This window comes from Bradyrhizobium sp., from assembly GCF_030697065.1.
Lineage (GTDB): Bacteria > Pseudomonadota > Alphaproteobacteria > Rhizobiales > Xanthobacteraceae > Bradyrhizobium.
The window spans coordinates 1-17953 of the sequence record NZ_JAUYQU010000071.1; the positions used below are offsets into that span (position 1 = coordinate 1).

A 17953-nucleotide genomic window follows, 5' to 3' on the forward strand; every position below is an offset into this window, starting at 1 on the left:
GCGATCTGGACGGACGACACTCGTGTCGGTCGCGTCGGATGCGGCGGTGTTGAAGGGCAATGGTGGCCATACATGGGCAGCAATGCTGCGGCCATCGGGCAAAATGCTGACGGGAACCCACGTGTAGCCTAAGCGGATTACAGCATAATATACGTGTTCTTATGCGAATTCCTCTTTGGCGTTCTCACCATTTCCTGTCGCGAACGATGCCGTAAAGTCGACGCAGGCGCGGCACGAAGATTTTTGCGTTCAGCAAGTTCAGCACGCTGAGCGGCCGGGCCCTCAACCCTGCAACATACTGCGAAACCCACGAGGACATGAGAAATTGCCGCTGACGTCCCGGGTTTTCGATCGTCCTGCGCAGCAATTCCAGAGCGAGCGGACGAGGAGGGCAGTTGAATTTCGGAGCGTTCCGATGAAGCAGCGTTTCGACGAAATGAAAGTTGCTGCTGAGTGCCGAGGCGGTTCCGGTACTCTCGAAACGGCCCTCCAGATCCATCCAGTCGATCTCGCTGGCGTGGCGATCACAGAGAAAATCCAGATCGAGAAGCTGGCGCAGGTGAACGGTTTCGCGCTGGTAGTATCGGTCCTTCAGTTGATTGTGGACGATCGAGTGAGCGATCAAGTCGGTCGGGTTCGGTATGCGAACCCGGGCGCCGCCGACCTCCACGAGCCGGCATCGGGCCTCGAAGCCGACAGGCTCGCAGATGGCCTGCCATTCCTGCGGAGCAATCGCTTGATGCGTATCCAGAATGGCGCCGGTTTCCCGATCCCGGAAATGCGGAAGAAACGGACTTTTCGTCCTGACGAGAAGGCGCGCTTGCTCGCCGTCGAAACCGGCATCCATCAGCACCCTGCTGATATCCGGCGCCCTACCTCCTGGCAGCAGCAGGTCGATGTCTCCCGTGAAGCGCATACCCTGATCCGGATAAAGCGAGCCGGCAAGGTAAGCCGCACCCTTGAAGAAAACCGGGACGATATCGATCGTGTTGAGTGCCTGCGCGACCCGTCCCATCACCAAGGTCAGTTGCCGATTGCGCAGCGTGTTGAGCGCGAGGATCGCCGTCAGATATTCCGCGGCCGCGGGATCGATTTCCCGGTGATCTCGAAGACTCCACGCCAGGAATGGAGTGACTCCATGATAGCTGCTGGCTTGTATCAGCTGGTCCCACGGGGGATCGTCGGTCAGCTTCGGTGGCGTGCCGCGCAACCCCGCTCGCAGGAGGCCGCACAGTTCTTCGAACACCTGCCACCTCGTCATGGCAGATCTTCCAGACACCGGGCGGCATCGGCAACGTTGCCATGTACCAGGCTGTAGGCGGGCGTCGCGTTGATCCATGCAAGAAATGCACGGATCCGATGGTCGGTCATCGGGTACCCGAGCCAGATCCTGTCGTTGAGCAATCGTGCGATGGCTTCGAACGCCGGAATCCTGGTCAGTTTGACGGCTGCGCCCGCGGCATACTGTGGAAAGACAATCGCCTGCACCGGCGCCGGATCGGCGTACCAGCTCGACGAGGGGGCAACGAGCAGCCGCGCGGCTCCGCGAAAGCTATCATGCACGGGGGCATCATTCAGGCCTGGGTGCGATCGAGACAAGAGTGTCCAGCTGCCTTCCTTGATGTTCAGCGGCATCGGCCACGGCACGATATGACCCGACGGCGCCGACAGGACGATCAAATCGTCCGCAAGGTAGGTGAAACCTTCCCGAGCGATGAGGGAGGCAATCAGGGTTGTCTTGCCGCTGCCGCTGGTCGCGGGAAACGCCAGTCCCCGGCCGTTCCTCGTGACGGCTCCGCCATGCATCATGGCGAGCCATTCGACACCGGGATGAAGATATTCGAGTACGGCCTGACTGATGCCGCCGATCAGCTGTGCTTCGTCACCGGTACGAAATTGTTCGCGGCCGTTCAACAGCAGAGCAGGCGAGCCGTCGGCGGTCTGTCTGACTTCGAGTCGCAACCCAGGCTCGGCGTCTGGCGTCTCGAGATGTCGAAAGAAACGCCGCATCATGGCGAGCGAATCGGGCATTTCGCTTGCCAGCGAGAACGTCTTGTCCCTGACCGTGTAGATCGCCGTGTCTCGCCAGGCAGACGGTGGAGCCTGCGGCCAGTCGGTGCAATCCTGCGCCTGAACGGGTACAGGTCGGTCATCGCCGCCGAGCAAGCCAAGCGCCTGCCAGTTCTCGATCATCGCGTCGATGTCACGCCGCGCGGTCGCGAGTGAGATGCCGTACTTCGCTACAAAATCCGCAGCTATCCCGTCCAGGCTGACGCCGACGTCGATCGACTCCCAGAGCAGCCGGGCGGCCTGGTTGAAGGCAAGCAGGCGGTTGAACAGGGGATCGAAAAGAAGCAGCCCTGAGTCGCTCGGGAATTCCGAGATTCCCGAGGAACGACGATAGTGTCGGGGCAATTCGGTTCGATGGTTACGTAGGAGGGGGGCTCGCGCCCTGCGCTCTGGCTTCACCCGTCAGCACGGCCAGCATGGCGGGCGCCGTGTAGGCCGCAAACTTGCCGATCTTGCCGATCGCTTCTCTTCGGGCGCTGTCCACCTGCAAGTCGGTCGACGCCGTATCCTGGCAATCGGATTCTGGTTCCATTTTCTTCATAATTCACCTCTTTAAAGCATGATGATAATTGCCGTGCTCTGACCTGACAAGACGATATTGCCGGCGCCGTGATCAGTTGCGCACAACCTGCGCGCCGCAGGAATGCAATCCCGTTCGGCTACTCACGGCAACTCTTGTGTTCGGTTTCCGACCGAGGAACTCAGGCGGCGCGGAGTCTGGTGTGCGTGCAACCATGCGCGAGTTGCCTCGGAACTGCGAGCTAACCCTCTTCCATCTTGTCCGGCCCGTCATACGCAATGCCCCTGATCACGGCGGCATCGCCGAATTTCTTGCGCAGGCCGTCGATGGCGCGTTCTGCATGGGCGGAGCGGCGGTCCAGCATGTCGGTGTCGTCGGCCAGCGATCCCGGGCGCAGCGCGCTGACGCCTGCGCCCATCAGGCGGAACGCGGTGCCGTCGATTTCCTTCGCCAGCATTTCCCGGGTGACGGCAAAGATCTTCGCCGCCAGCTGGGTCGGGGCGTGGATCGATTGCGAGCGGGTGCGCTGCCTGAAATCGGCGGTCTTCAGCTTCAGCGTGATGGTCAGTCCGGCCAGATCGCCGCTTTTCAGCCGCGACGACACTTTCTCGCACAGCCGCCACAAGGTCTTTTCCAGCGTGGCAAAGTCGCGGATGTCGGTCTCGAAAGTGGTCTCGTTGGAAATGGTCTTGGCGCCGCGTTCGGGCTCCACGCTGCGGTCGTCGATGCCGCGCGCCAGCCGCCACAGCCGGCGGCCCTCGGCTCCGAACTGCTTCATCATCTCGACTTCGTCGGCGCGCTGCAGGTCGGCGATGATGCGGAAGCCGCGCTGCAGCAGCCTTTCCTGGGTCGCCGGTCCGACGCCGTAGATGAATCCGACCGGCCTGTCCGCCATCATGATCCGCGCCTGTTTCTGATCGAGCGTGGCGAAGCCGCGCGGCTTGTCCATATCGGAGGCGATCTTGGCGAGAAACTTGTTGCAGGACAGGCCAACCGATACGGTGATGCCGATGTCGCGCTCGACTTCGCGGGCAAAGCGCGCCAGCACCTTGGCCGGGATCATGCCGTGAACGCGCTGGGTGCCGGCCAGGTCCAGAAACGCTTCGTCGATCGACAGCGGCTCGACCAGCGGCGTCAGCGCCTGCATGGCATGGCGGACCTCGCGGCCGACCCGGACATATTTCGTCATGTCGGGGCGGATCACGGCGGCGTGCGGGCACAGTTCCAGCGCCTTGAACATCGGCATCGCCGAGCGCACCCCGAAGGTGCGGGCGATGTAGCAGGCCGCCGACACCACGCCGCGCTTGCCGCCGCCGATGATCACCGGCCGGTCGGCGATCTCGGGATTGTCGCGCTTCTCCACGGTGGCGTAGAACGCGTCGCAATCGATATGGGCCAAAGTCAGCGACGGCAGGGCCAAGTGGCGGACCAGGCGAGGGGAGCCGCATGCGCCACATCGCCTGGCCGCGAAGTCGAGGTCGCCGAGGCAATCCCGGCAAAAGCAGGTCGGCCCGCCCCCCGCCGGCGCGGCCGTGCTCACGGCACGTCGCGCTCCCATTGGGGGTCGTTCAGCGCCTGGTGCGCCGCGGCAATGTTGGTGGGATGGAGTTGCGAGACATCGGCAAACGCCTTCACGGTTGCGTCATCGCGCATGATGAAATCCAGCACGCTGGCCAGGAATCGCGGGTCGGCCGCGGCATTGCGCAGGGTCTCCGGGCCGATCCCCGATTCGGCCAGGAACAGGCCCAGCCGCTCCGGCTCGGAGGCGATGAAGGACAGCGCCTGAACCGCAACGATTTCAGCTACTTCCCGGGGGTTGTGAACAGGCTTTTTCAACTGATCCGTTTGCCTTTCGCTAACTTATGGTCTCTATTTTGTTAGCACCATGCCCGAGTCTGCGGAACGTGTTCAAGCAAGTGGAAACCACTTCGCATAAAGACGGCATGTGAGCTTAACGGGTTAGAGCGAATCTGGCGCTAGTTTGAATCAGATATCGACACCGGCGGCAGTGCTCCAGAGCTCCGCAGCCGGTCTGTTTCCTTTAGGAGATTGGGAGGGACGGGATGGCCAAAACCGTCCTGATCGTGGAGGACAACGAGCTCAATATGAAGCTCTTTCGCGATCTCTTGGAAGCGCACGGCTATCAGACCTCGGGCACGTCGAACGGCTTCGAGGCGCTCGATCTCGTGCGCAAGCTTCGGCCCGACCTGATCCTGATGGATATCCAGCTCCCGCAGGTGTCCGGCCTCGAGGTCACGCGCTGGATCAAGGACGATCCCGAATTGCGCGCGATTCCGGTGGTCGCGGTCACCGCGTTCGCGATGAAGGGTGACGAGGAACGCATCCGCGAGGGCGGCTGCGAGGCTTATCTGTCGAAACCGATTTCGGTCGGCAAATTCATTGAGACCGTCCGGCGTTTTATCGGATAGGAGTAATTTTCGATGTCTGCGCGTATATTGGTCGTCGACGACGTGCCCGCCAACGTCAAGCTGCTGGAAGCGCGGCTGTCGGCCGAGTATTTCGATGTTCTGACCGCCGCCAGCGGCACCGAGGCGCTCGAGGTCTGCGCGCGTGCCGAATGCGACATCATCCTGCTCGACGTCATGATGCCGGACATGGACGGTTTCGAGGTCTGCCGCCGGCTGAAATCCAACCCGGCCACGCATTTCATTCCGGTGGTGATGATCACCGCGCTCGACAGTCCGGCCGACCGCGTGCGCGGGCTGGAAGCCGGCGCCGACGACTTCCTCACCAAGCCGGTGTCCGACATCGTGCTGATCGCGCGGGTGCGTTCGCTGACGCGTCTGAAGATGATGACCGACGAGTTGCGCATGCGCGCCATCACCTCGCTGGAGATCGGCGTGCAGGCGCCGGAGCGCAGCGCCGTGGCCGATACCGGGAAGGGCGGCCGCATCCTGCTGGTCGACGACCGGCCGTCATCCTACGAGCGGCTGGCGCCTGTGCTCTCGGCCGAGCACACCGTCGACGTTGAGGCCAACCCGGCCGAAGCGCTGTTCCACGCCGCCGAGGGCAATTACGACCTGCTGATCGTCTCGCTCGGTCTCGACAATTTCGACGGCCTGCGGCTGTGCAGCCAGGCGCGCTCGCTGGAGCGGACCCGGCAGGTGCCGATCCTGGCGATCGCCGACGCCGACAACAATGCGCGGCTGCTGCGCGGTCTCGAGATCGGCGTCAATGACTACCTGCTGCGCCCGGTCGACAAGAACGAACTTTTGGCTCGGGCGCGAACGCAAATTCGCAAGCGGCGCTACACCGATCATCTGCGCGACAACATGCAGAACTCGATCGAGGCGGCGATCACCGACGCGCTGACCGGGCTGCATAATCGCCGCTACATGGAAAGCCATCTCGGCGCGCTGGCCGAGCAGGCCGCCAGCCGCGGCAAGCCGCTGGCGCTGATGATGCTCGACATCGACTTCTTCAAGTCGATCAACGACAATTACGGCCACGACGCCGGCGACGACGTGCTGCGCGAATTTGCAGTGAGGATCCGCAAGTCGATCCGCGGCATCGATCTCGCCTGCCGCTATGGCGGCGAGGAATTCGTCATCGTGATGCCGGAAACCGACCTGCATGTCGCGGGCATGGTGGCCGAACGGCTGCGCCGTTCGATCGCCGGCGAACCCTTCGCGGTCAACAAGGCGACCAAGCGCATCGAGGTCACGATCTCGATCGGGCTGTCGACCCTGGAGACCAAGGGCGAGCCGGTCGCCGACGTGCTGAAGCGCGCGGACACGGCGCTGTACCGCGCCAAGCATGACGGACGCAACCGGGTGGTTTCAGCGGCGGCGTAGCTGGGGACGTGTAGCGACGTGCCAGCCACACCACCAGTCGTCGTCCTCCGCGAATGCGGGGGACCTAGTACGCCGCGGCCTCTCGATCGATCGCTGACGTCTCTGGGATACTGCCGACTTACGCAAAGCCCTCGCCTTCGCGGGTGACGACAGTTGTATGCGATGAGGCGGCGTTACGCCCTTTCGGGGTGCCCCGCGAACTCTTCTCCCCGCCAACCTCCACCCCCGCATTCGCAAGCAGCACCTTCGCCGCTTCCTTCGCGGCGCGCGCCATCGAGGGATCGTTGCGCACCAGATCCTGCGCGATCGCACCGTCGACCAGGATCGTCAGCTGGGTCGCGAGGCCTTCCGCGTCGGCGACAGCGAGCTGCTTCAGCAGATCGCGAAACCAGAGCCGGCGGCTTTCCTTGAAGGCTATCGCGATTTTCCTGACCGACTGATCCTCACTCCCGAGTTCGGCGACCGCGTTGACGAACGGGCAGCCGCGAAACCCCTTGGCCGCGAAACCGCGCTCCAGCCGGTCGAAGGTGCCGAGAATCTGTTCGACCGGCGGTTTGCCGGAGGCGGGGGCTTTCGTGAAGCGGCCGGCCAGATAGGCCGCGATCAGTTCGTCCTTGGAAGGAAAGTGATTGTAGAGCGTGCGCTTGCTGATGCCGATCTCGGCGGCGATGGTGTCGACGCCGATGGCGCGAATGCCGCGCTGATAGAACAGGAGGTCGGCCGTTTCGAGAATCCGCTGTTTCATGGTGGGTTTTTCGTCGGGCGGCATATTGCGTGGAAAACCCTTCTCCGGTTGCCTTGACAGCAGCGCGGCTCCTACATTAATTACACAGATCGGTGTAATCAAGTCCGATGCGACGGCAGGGCGGCAAATTGCGGCCGCGGCCCAACGGAAGAAAAACAACAATGTCCCTGCTGCAGATCCTCCGTCCCACATTGCCCATCCTGATCGGCGCCTCCATCATGCTCACGCTGAGCATGGGCCTGCGTCAAAGCCTCGGCATTTTCGTGCAGCCCCTGACCCAGGACATCAAGATCTCGGTGTCCGATTTCACGCTGGCGCTGGCAGTGCAAAACCTCGCCTGGGGATTCCTGCAGCCGCTGGCCGGCGCCATGACCGTGCGCTACGGCTTTCGCCCGATCATGATGGTCGGCTCGCTGTTCTACATCGTCGGCCTCGCGCTGTTGGCCGGCGCGCAGGGCATGCTCACCGTCATGATCGGCGGCGGCGTGCTGATCGGCACATCGCTGGCGTGCACGGCGGCGGCGATCGCGATGTCGGTGGCGGCGCGTTCGGTGCCGGCGGCGGTGCGCAGTACGGTGATGGGCATCGTTTCGGCGGCGGGATCGCTCGGCGCCCTGCTGTCGGCGCCGATCGGGCAACTCCTGAACGAGGGGTTCGGCTGGCGCACCGGCATGATGGGATTCGTCATCCTGTCGCTCTTCATGCTGCCGGCGGCCTGGTATGCGGGCCGGGTGGACAAGGTGCCGCTGCCGCCGAAGGGACCCGACGATATCGCGGACACCTCGGCCGCCGTCGCCGTCAAGATCGCGTTCGGCAATGCGTCGTTCGTGGTGATGACGCTGGCCTATTTCGTCTGCGGCATGCAGCTGGTGTTTCTCACCACGCATCTGCCTTCCTACCTCGCGATCTGCGGCATGGACCCGATGCTGAGCGCGCAGACGCTGGGCATGATCGGCGGCTTCAACGTGCTGGGCAGCCTGTTCTTCGGCTGGGCCGGTCAGCGCTGGAACAAGCTGGCGCTGCTCGGCGGCATCTACATCGCGCGCTCGCTGATCCTGGCCTGGTACTTCATGCTGCCGCCGTCGCCGGCATCGACGCTGCTGTTCGGCGCGCTCATGGGCTTTCTGTGGATGGGCGTCGGTCCGCTGGTCGCCGGCGCCGTGGCCGAGATGTTCGGGCTGCAGTGGCAGGCGATGGTGCAGGGGCTCGCCTTCATGAGCCACCAGCTCGGCAGCTTCCTCGGCGCCTATGGCGGCGGCCTGCTGTACGATTCGCTCGGCTCCTACACCATGGCATGGCGGATCGGCGTGGCGCTCGGGTTGGCCGGCGGCATCATCCAGGTGACGTTCGCGCTGATAAGGCCGAGCGCGCCGCCGCCGATGGTGCCCGCGCGATAGGGATTACCGCCCGCCCGGCACGAAATGGTCGCGCACCGACGCGGACAGGCCGGTTTCGACGTGGGTGGCCCTGAATTCGATGTCGGTGGCTTCCTTCGGCAGTTTCGCCGCGGGGACCTGCACCGATACCCTGATTTCCCTGGTCTGGTCCGGCCCGACCTCGACGATCAGTTTGCCGTCCGCGCCGCGTTCGATCCCCGAGGTGCGGATTTCCGCGGCGGGAAGTCCCGTCAGCTCCAGCGTGAAGGCGCGTGACACGCCGGCCTTGTTGAGGAAGCGGACAGTGTAGTCGTTGCGGACGCTGCCGTCGGCGAGCGTGACGAACAGCGGGCTGCGCTCGTGCAGTGCGCTGATGCCAAGGGAGCTGCGGGTCGCCAGCGTGTACAGCATGATGCCGCCGACCAGCACAATGATGGCGGCATAGAGAACGGTACGTGCCCTGATCAGGCGATAGACCGGCGGCTTGCCGGCGATCCGGCGCTCCGCATTGATGTCGGTGTCGTAGGCGATCAGTCCGGGCGGCCGGTTGGTCTGCAGCATGATCGCGTCGCAGGCATCGATGCAAAGCCCGCACTGGATGCAGCCGAGCTGGATGCCGTCGCGGATATCGACGCCGGTTGGACAGACGTTGATGCACTGGTGGCAATCGATGCAGTCGCCGGCAGGCTGGCCGGCGAGGCGCAACTGCTCGGCCTTCTTGACGGAGGTGCGGGGTTCGCCGCGGTCGCGCCGGTAGGTGACGTTGAGCGCCCACTCGTCGGTCAGCGCCGCCTGGATCCGCGGCCACGGGCACATGTAGATGCAGACCTGCTCGCGGGCATGGCCGGCAAAGACATAGGTGGTCGCCGTCAGGATGCCGATCCAGAGGTAGGCGGTGAACGGCGCCTGCAGGGTGGCGAGGTCCTTCACCAGCGTCGGCGCATCGGAGAAATACAGAACCCATGCGCCGCCGGTCCACCAGGCGATCATCAGCCACAGGAAGTGCTTGGTCGCGACTTCGCGCACATGGCGGAAGGTCCAGCCGCGCTTGTCCTTCAGGATGCGGTCGCGGCGGTCGCCCTCGACCCAGCGCTCGACCGCGTAGAACAGGTCGGTCCAGATGGTCTGCGGACAGAGATAGCCGCACCAGATCCGGCCGGCCACGGCGTTCATCAGGAACAGCACCATCGCTGCGATGATCAGCAGGCCGGTGAAATAATACACTTCCTGCGGCCACAGCTCGATGAAGAAGAAATAGAAGCGGCGATTCGGCAGGTCGAGCAGCACCGCCTGGCTGGGCAGGCCCGGTCCGCGGTCCCAGCGCACGAACGGGAGCAGGTAATAAACCGCCAGCCCCACCGCCAGCAGCGCCCACTTGATCCGCCGGAACCGGCCCTGGACGGCCTGCGGATAGACCTTCTTGCGGGGCGCATAGAGCGGCCCTTCGATGATGGTTTCGCCCATGACGTGATGCTTCCGGACCTTCAGGTCAATTCGCGACCGCGAAGGCAGATTTATTCGCGGCTCCCGGGCGCGCAATTGATCCAGGTCAATCCGGCGCGTCTTCAGCCCAATATATTATTAAATACTAATATACTGAAGGAGGTTGCTGATGTCGCCGTTCGACAAGGCCTGGTCGCCCTATGCCGCGGGTATCCTGATAGGCCTTCTGCAAATACCGGCATTCCTGCTGATCGAGACCGCATTGGGGGCCTCTTCCTCCTATGTCACGGTGGGGGCGGCGATTGCCGGTCTGGTAGACCCTTCGCTGCTCACGATCGATTATGCGGCGAAGCACGTCGCGGCGAGTGCCAAGAATCTCTGGCAGGTGGCGCTGGTGATCGGCATTGCGATCGGCGCCTTCCTGTCGATGAAGCTGTCGGGCGCCGTCCGCGCGCCGATCTCGCCGATCTGGGCGAGGGCGCTCGGCTCGTCGTCCTCCAGCCTGCGCTACATGGTGGCGTTCGCAGCCGGCTTCCTGATGCTGTTCGGAGCCCGGATCGCCGACGGCTGCACCAGCGGCCACGGCCTGTCGGGGGTGGCGCAATTATCGGTCGGTTCGACGGTTGCGGTCGCTGCGATGTTCGCAGGCGGTATCGCCACCGCCCTGCTGCTGCTGCGTCGAATTTAACAAGGGAGGGATGATCATGTCGTCCGTTGCAGTCGGAATTCTGAGCGGTGCGCTGATGGGAATCGCGTTCGGCTTCGCGCTGGAAAAATCGCGGGTGTTCGAGCCGGGAATGATCGTCGGCCAGATGCAGCTGCGCAACTGGATCATGCTCAAGGTGTTTCTGAGCGCGGTGGCCACCGGCGCCGTGGTGCTGGCGGTCTTGCATGGATTCGGTTTCATCAAGCTGCAGCCCAAGGCGGCGCTTTACGCCGCCGACGTCGTCGGCGGGCTGATCCTCGGCGCCGGCATCGCGCTGGCGGGGGCCTGTCCCGGCACCACGCTGGCGCAGATCGGCGTCGGCTATCGCGACGCGATCTTCACGTTGCTCGGCGGCCTCGCAGGCGCGGTGGCGTTCTCCTATGCCCAGCCGTGGCTCGCCAAGTCGCTGATCGGCACCGGGCCGAAATTGATCTTCTCCGATCTCGCCGGCATTCCCTACTGGCAGGGCGCGCTGGCGCTGGCCGTGGTCATCATCGTCGTCCTCGCGCTGATGGAGAGGGCGCGGCCCTGGCGCAAGGACCTCGGCGCGAATGTCGACGGAGATCTTGCGGAGACGGCGCCGCAGCGACGCGGGCGGCTGGCACCTGCGGAATGACCGCGGCAGCTTTTCATCACATCTACCTCAAACACCAGGGATAAAGACCATGAGCAATGTTGGATCGATCGATCGCGCCGCGCGTATCATCATTGGAATCGTGCTGCTGGCGTTCGCCATACCGCTGGGCTTTCCCCAGACCGGCTGGAACTGGATCGGCTGGATCGGGATCGTGCCGCTCGCGACCGGCGCGTTGGGCTATTGCCCGGCCTATTCCGTGTTCGGGTTCTCGAGTTGCCCGATCCGGCAGGGAAAATGAAATCCCGGCCATCGCTTCACAAATAAAAACGGGGCCGCGAGGCCCCGTTCGAAGTCAGTAGCGTCCCGCGATTGTTACTTGATCTTGGACTCGCGGAATTCGACGTGCTTGCGCGCGACCGGGTCGTACTTCTTCTTGACCAGCTTGTCGGTCATGGTGCGCGAATTCTTCTTGGCGACGTAATAGAAGCCGGTATCCGCCGAGGAAACGAGCTTGACCTTGATGGTGACCGCTTTGGCCATGTTTAGAACCCTTGATGTCTGGAATCGGACGCCGGCCCATCAGGCCCGCATTTGCCGGGCAACCTAGCTTCTGACAGCCCAAAGTCAAGGTTTTGCGGGCGAAAACCGGCCCGATTCCGGCTCATTAACTCTCGAAGAACCGGTTTTTCGGCCGCGGCAGGCCCAAATTCTCCCGCAGCGTCTTGCCCTCGTATTCCCGCCGGAAGATTTCGCGCTTCTGCAGTTCCGGCACGACCTTGTCGACGAAGTCGTCGAGCCCGGCGGGCAGGAACGGGAACATGATGTTGAAGCCGTCGCAGCCCTCCGATGTCAGCCATTGCTCCATCTGGTCGGCGATGGTTTCGGGCGTGCCGACAAACGACAGGCCGCCATAGCCGCCGACCCGCTGCGCCAGCTGGCGCACGGTGAGTTTTTCGCGCGCGGCAAGGTCGATCAGGCGCTGGCGGCCGCTCTTGGAGGCATTGGTTTCGGGGATCTCGGGCAGTTGCCCGTCGGGATCGAAGCCGGAGGCGTCAGTGCCGAGCTGGACCGAGAGCGAGGCGATGGCGCTGTCGTAATGCACCATGCTGTCGAGCACAGCGCGTTTCTCCTTGGCTTCCTCGACGCTGTCGCCGACCACGACGAAGGCGCCGGGCAGGATCTTCAGATTGTTGCGGTCGCGGCCGAGCCTGTCCATGCGGCCCTTGATGTCGGCATAGAGTACTTGGGCGTCGGCGAGCGGGCCGCCGCCAGTGAACACGGCTTCGGCGGTTTCCGCGGCCAACTGCTTGCCGTCCTCCGAGGCGCCGGCCTGCACGATCACCGGCCAGCCCTGCACCGGACGGGCGATGTTGAGGGGACCGCGCACCGAGAGATATTTGCCCTTGTGATTCAGCACGTGCATTCTGTCGGGATCGAAATACAGCCCGCGCTCGACATCCCGCACGAAGGCGTCGTCGGCGAAGGAGTCCCACAGGCCGGCGACCACGTCGTAGAATTCGCGCGCCCGCCTGTAGCGCTCGGCATGCTCCATGTGGTCATCGAGCCCGAAATTCAGCGCCGCATCCGGATTGGAGGTGGTGACGATGTTCCAGCCGGCGCGGCCATTGCTGATGTGATCGAGCGAGGCGAAGCGGCGGGCGACATGATAGGGCTCATCGAAGGTGGTCGATCCCGTGGCTATCAGCCCGATATGCTCGGTGGCACCCGCCAGCGCCGACAGCAGCGTGAACGGCTCGAACGAGGTGACGGTGTGGCTGCGCTTCAGCGCATCGACCGGCATGTTCAGCACGGCGAGATGATCGGCCATGAAGAAGGCGTCGAACTTTCCCGCCTCCAGTTTCCGGATCAGCTTCCTGATATGCGAGAAATTGAAATTGGCGTCCGGCCAGGCGCCTGGATAGCGCCACGCGCCGGTGTGGATCGAAACCGGCCGCATGAACGCGCCGAGCCGCAACTGACGTTTTGCCATGGCTCAATTCCTGAGGTTGGTTAGTGTTCGTTGGAGATAGGGATGCCTTTTCACAAAGGCATCAGGCACGGGCGAGAAGAATCTTGCGAATTGAGCGGGGATCGGAGACATTTTCACCGTTGCGGGGATTGTAATCCCCGGCTCTTTCAACGTCATTGCGAGCGCAGCGAAGCAATCCATCCATCCGAGCAAAGAAAGAATGGATTGCTTCGTCGCAGGGGCTCCTCGCAATGACAGGGTAAATGGCCTGGCGGAAACGGGACGAGGCTGATGAAGCAACCCTGCGTCTATATCGTGGCAAGCAAACGCCACGGCACGCTCTATACAGGCGTCACATCGGACCTGCCACGACGCGCCTTTGAGCATCGAGAAGGATTGGGAAACGGGTTTACGAAGAAATACGGCTGCAAGATACTCGTCTGGTACGAATTGCACGAGACCATGATCGACGCCATCACCCGGGAAAAGCAAATCAAGGCCGGCAGCCGCGCCAAGAAGCTCGCGTTGATCGAGGCGCTGAATCCGGAATGGAAGGACCTGTTTGAGACCTTGGCGTAAGCTTTCAATATGCGTTCGCCCAAAAACATCTGCGTCATTGCGAGCGAAGCGAAGCAATCCATCCATCTAAGCAAAGAAAGAATGGATTGCTTCGTCGCAAGGGCTCCTCGCAATGACGTTGAGGGGCCGGCGGCCAGCTACGCCCCCAGCACGTCCTTCTGCATCCTGTTGCCGTAGAAATGGAAGAACGGCACGGGCGCGTCGTGGCTGAGCGGGCCGGTGGCGAGGCGTTTTTGCAGTTCGTTGAGGACATTCTTCGTCATCGGGTGGGCGTCGGCCAGATGTTTCGAGCCGAGATCGACCCATACCAGTTCGACCAGTTCGGCTTCGGCATGGACCACGCCCTCGACGCGATGGGCGATGGCCGAGGCATCGGCGGTGAAGAACCGGGTATCGAAGCGGCGGACGCGGCCGGGCGGGGTGATGGCGCGGGCGATCAGGTAGAGTCCGGAGGGATCCGGCAGCAGACCGGCCTGGGTGAAGGCCTGCCAGGCGCCTTCCAGCTTCGGCGCTGCGACGTCGCATTTGCGCCCCAGGCAAAGCCCGGTTTCCTCGCAGGCCTCGCGGATCGCCGCAATCGCCAGCGAGCGCGCCCGCGACGGCGTGATCTTCGGGCTGCCCTTCAGCAGATTTTCCTCGAGCGCCTTCGGGATCGGCGCCGCCACCGGCACGCGGTTGTCGGTCTTGTCGACGCGCCCGCCGGGAAACACGAATTTGCCGGGCATGAATACCACCTTGTCGTGGCGCTTGCCGACCAGAACCTTCGGCACCGTGGCGCTGCGATCGACCAGGATCAGCGTGGCGGCGTCTTTCGGCCGGAAATAGGGATGATGGTCGGCCTCTTTTCCCTGGTCTACGGCGGCAGCAGCGTCAGTCATTCCGTCCCCACTTGTTCTCTCGTTCTTGTTCTTCAGCCCGGCGATATCTCGTCATCCACGGCATTTTCGTCGAACCCGTGCATGCGCAAGGCCCATTGCAAACCGACCACGGCGCCTTTCACCGGCTGCAGCAACAGCAAGGATGCGACCAGCGTGAATGAAAGGTAGATCGTGAGCTGCAGCCAGACCGCCGGCGCATAATTGGTCTCGATCCACAGCGCGGCGGGGACGACGATGTGGCCGACGATGACGATGACGAGATAGGCCGGAAGGTCGTCGGCGCGGTGCGGCGTGAAATCCAGTCCGCAATCGGAACAGTGATTGTCGACCTTCAGGAAGGCCCGAAACAGTTTGCCTTCGCCGCAACGCGGGCAGCGGCAGCGAAAGCCGCGCTTCATCGCGGTCCACACGTCGCGCTTTTCGGCCGATTCCTGCTCCTGGATCCAGGTTCGGGCATGCGTGGTGACGGTATCCATGGTCTATCCTTTGAAGGGCTTGCCCTTCTTCGATTTGCCCGACTTGCCCTTGTCTTTGCCCTTGCGCGGGCTGCGGCCGGGATGTGTTTTCGCCTTCGCTCTGATCGCGTCGCCGGCGCCGGCGCCGCGTCGCCTGCTGCGTCCGCGCGGAGCGACGGTGCCTTCTGACAGCAGTTCGAACCGCAGCGCGCCTGCCACCGGGGCTGCTTCTACCAGACGAACGTCGACGATGTCCCCCAGCCGGTGCATGGCACCGCTGCGTGTGCCGACCAGCGCGTGTCGGGTCTCGTCATAATTGAAATATTCGGTGCCGAGCGTGCGGATCGGGATCAGGCCGTCGGCGCCGGTATCCGAGAGTTTGACGAACAGCCCGGAACGGGTGACGCCGGAGATGCGGCCCTGGAACGTGGCCCCGATGCGGTCGGCGAGAAAATGCGCGATCAGGCGGTCGGCGGTTTCGCGTTCCGCCTTCATGGCGCGGCGTTCGGTGACCGAAATCTGGGCGGCGACCTCGCTCAGCGTCTCGACCGTCTCGGTGTCCGGCAGCGCGCCTTCGCCGAGGCCAAGCCCGCGGATCAGGGCACGGTGCACGACGAGATCGGCATAGCGCCGGATCGGCGAGGTGAAATGCGCGTAGCGCCGCAGGTTAAGGCCGAAATGGCCATAATTCTCGGCGGCGTATTCGGCCTGGGCCTGGCTGCGCAATACCACTTCGTTCACCAGCGGTTCGGAATCGTGTCCCTTGACCTGCGCCAGCACGCGATTGAACAGCGCCGGGCGCAAGGCGCCCGATTTCGCGAACGGCAGGTCGAGCGTTTTCAGGAATTCCTGGAGGTTATGAACCTTCTCCAGCGAGGGCTCATCATGCACCCGGTAGATAAGCGGCAGCGCCTTCTTTTCAAGCATTTCCGCCGCCGCGACATTGGCGAGAATCATGAACTCTTCGATCAGTTTATGCGCGTCGAGCCGCTCCGGCACGATGACGCGGTCGACCGTGCCGTCGGGCTTCAGCAGGATCTTGCGCTCGGGAATATCCAGATCGAGCGGATCGCGTTCGTCGCGCGCCTTCTTCACGGTGGCATAGGCGTCGTAGAGCGGTTTCAGGATCGGATCGAGCAGGGGGCCGGTGGTGTCGTCCGGGCGGCCGTCGATCGCCGCCTGCGCCTGCGCGTAATTCAGTTTTGCCGCCGAGCGCATCAGGATGCGGTGAAAGCTGTGCGAGCGCTTGCGGCCGTCGGCACCGATCACCATCCGCACGGCGAGGGCGCCGCGCGGCTCGCCCGGCACCAGCGAGCAGAGATCGTTGGATATCCGCTCGGGCAGCATCGGCATCACGCGATCCGGAAAATAAACCGAATTGCCGCGCGTCAGCGCATCGCGATCCAGCGCCGATCCCGGCCGCACATAGAACGCGACATCGGCGATCGCGACAGTGACGACGTAGCCGCCCTTGTTGCCCGGGTCGGGATCGGGTTCGGCATGGACGGCGTCGTCGTGATCCTTGGCGTCGGGCGGATCGATGGTGACGAGCGGTACGTCGCGCCAGTCCTCGCGTCCCGCCAGCGTCGCGGGCTTTGCGGCCTCGGCGTCGCGCAGCGCCGCGGGTGAAAAGGCCTGCGGAATCTCGTGGGAATGGATCGCGATCAGGCTGACCGCCTTTTCGGAAGCGAGCGAACCGAGCCGCTCCTTGACCTTGCCGGAGCCGAGTCCGAACCCGCGCGAGCGAATGAGGTCGACGCTGACGAGATCGCCGTCCTCGGCGCCGCCGGAGTCGGCCTTGGCGATGTTCAGTTCCCGCCCGACCTGCTTCTTGTCGACCGGGATCAGCCGTCCGCCGCCGTCCGGCAGCGCGCGGAAGATGCCGAGGACCCGGGATTTCGCGTGGTCGATGACCTTGATGACGCGTCCGCGATAGGCGGCACCTTCACCATCGTCAGGCTTTTCGACGCGCAGCAGCGCGCGGTCGCCGACGCCGGCTGCGGTGCCCGGCTGCGGACGGCGCGGCACGTGGATGCGGATTTTCGGCGGCGCGCCGGCTTGCTCTTCATCCCACTCGGTGGGGGTCGCGATCAACTCGCCGTCCTTGTCGCGGCCGGTGATGTCGGCCATCACTGTCGGCGGCAACGCCGCCGGCTCGTGCAGCGCCTTGCCCTGTTTGGCGATCAGGCCCTCGTCGGCGAGTTCGCGCAGGATACGCTTCAGCTCGACCCGGTCGGCATTCTTCAGGCCGAACTCCCGCGCGATCTCGCGGGTGCCGATCTTTCCTTTGGATGCGCGGATGAAGGCGACGATGGCGTCCCGTTCCGGAAACCCCTTGTCGCGTTGCTTCGCCACTTAGCCGCGGGCCTTGCCGGCGCTTTTCTTCGCCGGCGTTTTCGGCGCCGGCTTGGCGGCGGATGTCTTGGCGGCCGGGGTTACCGGTGCGCGGGCCTTGCTGACGGAATCGGACTTCGGCTTGGCTGCGGCCTTTTTCGCGACCGCCTTCTTGGCCGGTTTCGGCGCCTTCGGACCGGCGTCCGCCTTGGCCACGGCCTTCTTCGGCGCCGCCTTCTTCTTGGCGCCACGCTTCGGCTTGCCGCCGCCCTTGGCGACGCGCTCGTCGATCAGCGCGATGGCTTCTTCCAGCGTGATGGTTTCCTGGGTCTTGTCGCTCGGGATGGTGGCGTTGATGCCGCCCGAGGTGACATAGGCGCCGTAGCGGCCGCTCTTGACCGCGACGCCGCCGAGAGTCGGGTGGTCGCCCAGCGGCTTGCCGGGATCGGCGCCGAAGCGGCGACCGCTCGGTCCCTTCAGAATCTT

At 63.8% G+C, this 17953-nt stretch carries 20 protein-coding genes; 7 read left to right on the top strand and 13 right to left on the bottom strand.

Annotated elements, in window-relative coordinates; all coding sequences use genetic code 11:
* Positions 1–184 precede the first annotated feature (184 nt).
* The 5 genes from Q8R73_RS04855 to Q8R73_RS04875 all read right to left on the bottom strand — a co-directional run bounded on the left by Q8R73_RS04855 (position 185) and on the right by Q8R73_RS04875 (position 4426).
* Entirely contained in the window at positions 185–1261 is a 1077-nt protein-coding gene (locus Q8R73_RS04855) for a nucleotidyltransferase family protein (RefSeq protein WP_305718402.1), read from the bottom strand.
* On the bottom strand, positions 1258–2415 hold the full coding sequence (locus tag Q8R73_RS04860; RefSeq protein ID WP_305718403.1) for a PqqD family protein: 1158 nt from the start codon (positions 2413–2415) through the stop codon (positions 1258–1260). The genes Q8R73_RS04855 and Q8R73_RS04860 overlap by 4 nt, the downstream gene beginning before the upstream one ends.
* Positions 2416–2428: 13 nt before the next feature.
* The gene (locus Q8R73_RS04865) at positions 2429–2611 is read right to left on the bottom strand and encodes a hypothetical protein (RefSeq protein WP_305718404.1); all 183 of its coding nucleotides are present in this window, start codon (positions 2609–2611) and stop codon (positions 2429–2431) included.
* Between the two features lie 220 nt (positions 2612–2831).
* Entirely contained in the window at positions 2832–4148 is a 1317-nt protein-coding gene (locus tag Q8R73_RS04870; protein WP_305718405.1) for a DNA polymerase IV, read from the bottom strand.
* Positions 4127–4426: a DUF3572 domain-containing protein gene (locus tag Q8R73_RS04875; protein WP_305718406.1), complete on the bottom strand. Its 300-nt coding sequence runs from the start codon at positions 4424–4426 to the stop codon at positions 4127–4129. The genes Q8R73_RS04870 and Q8R73_RS04875 overlap by 22 nt, the downstream gene beginning before the upstream one ends.
* Positions 4427–4653: 227 nt before the next feature.
* Between Q8R73_RS04875 and Q8R73_RS04880 the strand changes: the two genes are divergently transcribed.
* Entirely contained in the window at positions 4654–5019 is a 366-nt protein-coding gene (locus Q8R73_RS04880; RefSeq protein WP_027538546.1) for a response regulator, read from the top strand.
* Between the two features lie 12 nt (positions 5020–5031).
* Positions 5032–6405 carry a PleD family two-component system response regulator gene (locus Q8R73_RS04885; protein ID WP_305718407.1) on the top strand — a complete coding sequence of 458 codons (1374 nt, stop codon included), beginning with the start codon at positions 5032–5034 and terminating at the stop codon, positions 6403–6405.
* Between the two features lie 118 nt (positions 6406–6523).
* Here Q8R73_RS04885 and Q8R73_RS04890 read toward each other — a convergent pair whose 3' ends face one another.
* Positions 6524–7150, bottom strand: a complete 627-nt coding sequence (locus tag Q8R73_RS04890) for a TetR/AcrR family transcriptional regulator (RefSeq protein WP_305718408.1) — start codon at positions 7148–7150, stop codon at positions 6524–6526.
* A 161-nt stretch (positions 7151–7311) separates the two neighbouring features.
* Here Q8R73_RS04890 and Q8R73_RS04895 point away from each other — a divergent pair, with 161 nt between their 5' ends.
* The gene (locus Q8R73_RS04895; RefSeq protein ID WP_305718409.1) at positions 7312–8547 is read left to right on the top strand and encodes an MFS transporter; all 1236 of its coding nucleotides are present in this window, start codon (positions 7312–7314) and stop codon (positions 8545–8547) included.
* A gap of 3 nt (positions 8548–8550) precedes the next feature.
* Here the strand turns inward: Q8R73_RS04895 and ccoG are convergent, their stop codons facing one another.
* A complete protein-coding gene (gene ccoG, locus Q8R73_RS04900; protein ID WP_305718410.1) occupies positions 8551–9990 on the bottom strand; it encodes a cytochrome c oxidase accessory protein CcoG in 1440 nt (479 codons plus the stop codon).
* A 148-nt stretch (positions 9991–10138) separates the two neighbouring features.
* On the opposite strand from ccoG, the gene Q8R73_RS04905 reads away from it, so the two are divergent.
* Genes Q8R73_RS04905 through Q8R73_RS04915 form a run of 3 tightly spaced genes read left to right on the top strand, consistent with a single transcriptional unit; the run spans position 10139 to position 11550 of the window.
* The gene (locus Q8R73_RS04905; RefSeq protein WP_305718411.1) at positions 10139–10657 is read left to right on the top strand and encodes a YeeE/YedE thiosulfate transporter family protein; all 519 of its coding nucleotides are present in this window, start codon (positions 10139–10141) and stop codon (positions 10655–10657) included.
* 16 nt (positions 10658–10673) lie between these two features.
* Positions 10674–11291, top strand: coding sequence for a YeeE/YedE thiosulfate transporter family protein (locus Q8R73_RS04910; protein ID WP_305718412.1), 618 nt, complete (start codon positions 10674–10676; stop codon positions 11289–11291).
* A gap of 49 nt (positions 11292–11340) precedes the next feature.
* Positions 11341–11550: a DUF2892 domain-containing protein gene (locus tag Q8R73_RS04915; protein ID WP_305718413.1), complete on the top strand. Its 210-nt coding sequence runs from the start codon at positions 11341–11343 to the stop codon at positions 11548–11550.
* Between the two features lie 74 nt (positions 11551–11624).
* Here the strand turns inward: Q8R73_RS04915 and rpmG are convergent, their stop codons facing one another.
* Together rpmG and Q8R73_RS04925 are read right to left on the bottom strand one after the other, a co-directional pair.
* Positions 11625–11792 carry a 50S ribosomal protein L33 gene (gene rpmG / locus Q8R73_RS04920; RefSeq protein ID WP_045008041.1) on the bottom strand — a complete coding sequence of 56 codons (168 nt, stop codon included), beginning with the start codon at positions 11790–11792 and terminating at the stop codon, positions 11625–11627.
* A gap of 124 nt (positions 11793–11916) precedes the next feature.
* A complete protein-coding gene (locus Q8R73_RS04925; RefSeq protein WP_305718414.1) occupies positions 11917–13242 on the bottom strand; it encodes an LLM class flavin-dependent oxidoreductase in 1326 nt (441 codons plus the stop codon).
* A 270-nt stretch (positions 13243–13512) separates the two neighbouring features.
* Between Q8R73_RS04925 and Q8R73_RS04930 the strand changes: the two genes are divergently transcribed.
* Positions 13513–13800 (top strand): GIY-YIG nuclease family protein, encoded by a 288-nt coding sequence (locus tag Q8R73_RS04930; RefSeq protein ID WP_305718415.1) that lies wholly within the window; start codon positions 13513–13515, stop codon positions 13798–13800.
* Between the two features lie 137 nt (positions 13801–13937).
* Here the strand turns inward: Q8R73_RS04930 and Q8R73_RS04935 are convergent, their stop codons facing one another.
* From Q8R73_RS04935 to Q8R73_RS04950, 4 genes are all read right to left on the bottom strand, one after another.
* Positions 13938–14678 (bottom strand): NUDIX hydrolase, encoded by a 741-nt coding sequence (locus Q8R73_RS04935; protein WP_305718416.1) that lies wholly within the window; start codon positions 14676–14678, stop codon positions 13938–13940.
* 32 nt (positions 14679–14710) lie between these two features.
* Positions 14711–15154: a DUF983 domain-containing protein gene (locus Q8R73_RS04940; protein ID WP_305718417.1), complete on the bottom strand. Its 444-nt coding sequence runs from the start codon at positions 15152–15154 to the stop codon at positions 14711–14713.
* A 3-nt stretch (positions 15155–15157) separates the two neighbouring features.
* On the bottom strand, positions 15158–17488 hold the full coding sequence (gene rnr, locus Q8R73_RS04945) for a ribonuclease R (protein WP_305718418.1): 2331 nt from the start codon (positions 17486–17488) through the stop codon (positions 15158–15160).
* A partial coding sequence (locus Q8R73_RS04950; protein WP_305718419.1) for a topoisomerase C-terminal repeat-containing protein occupies positions 17489–17953 on the bottom strand: 465 nt, incomplete at its 5' end.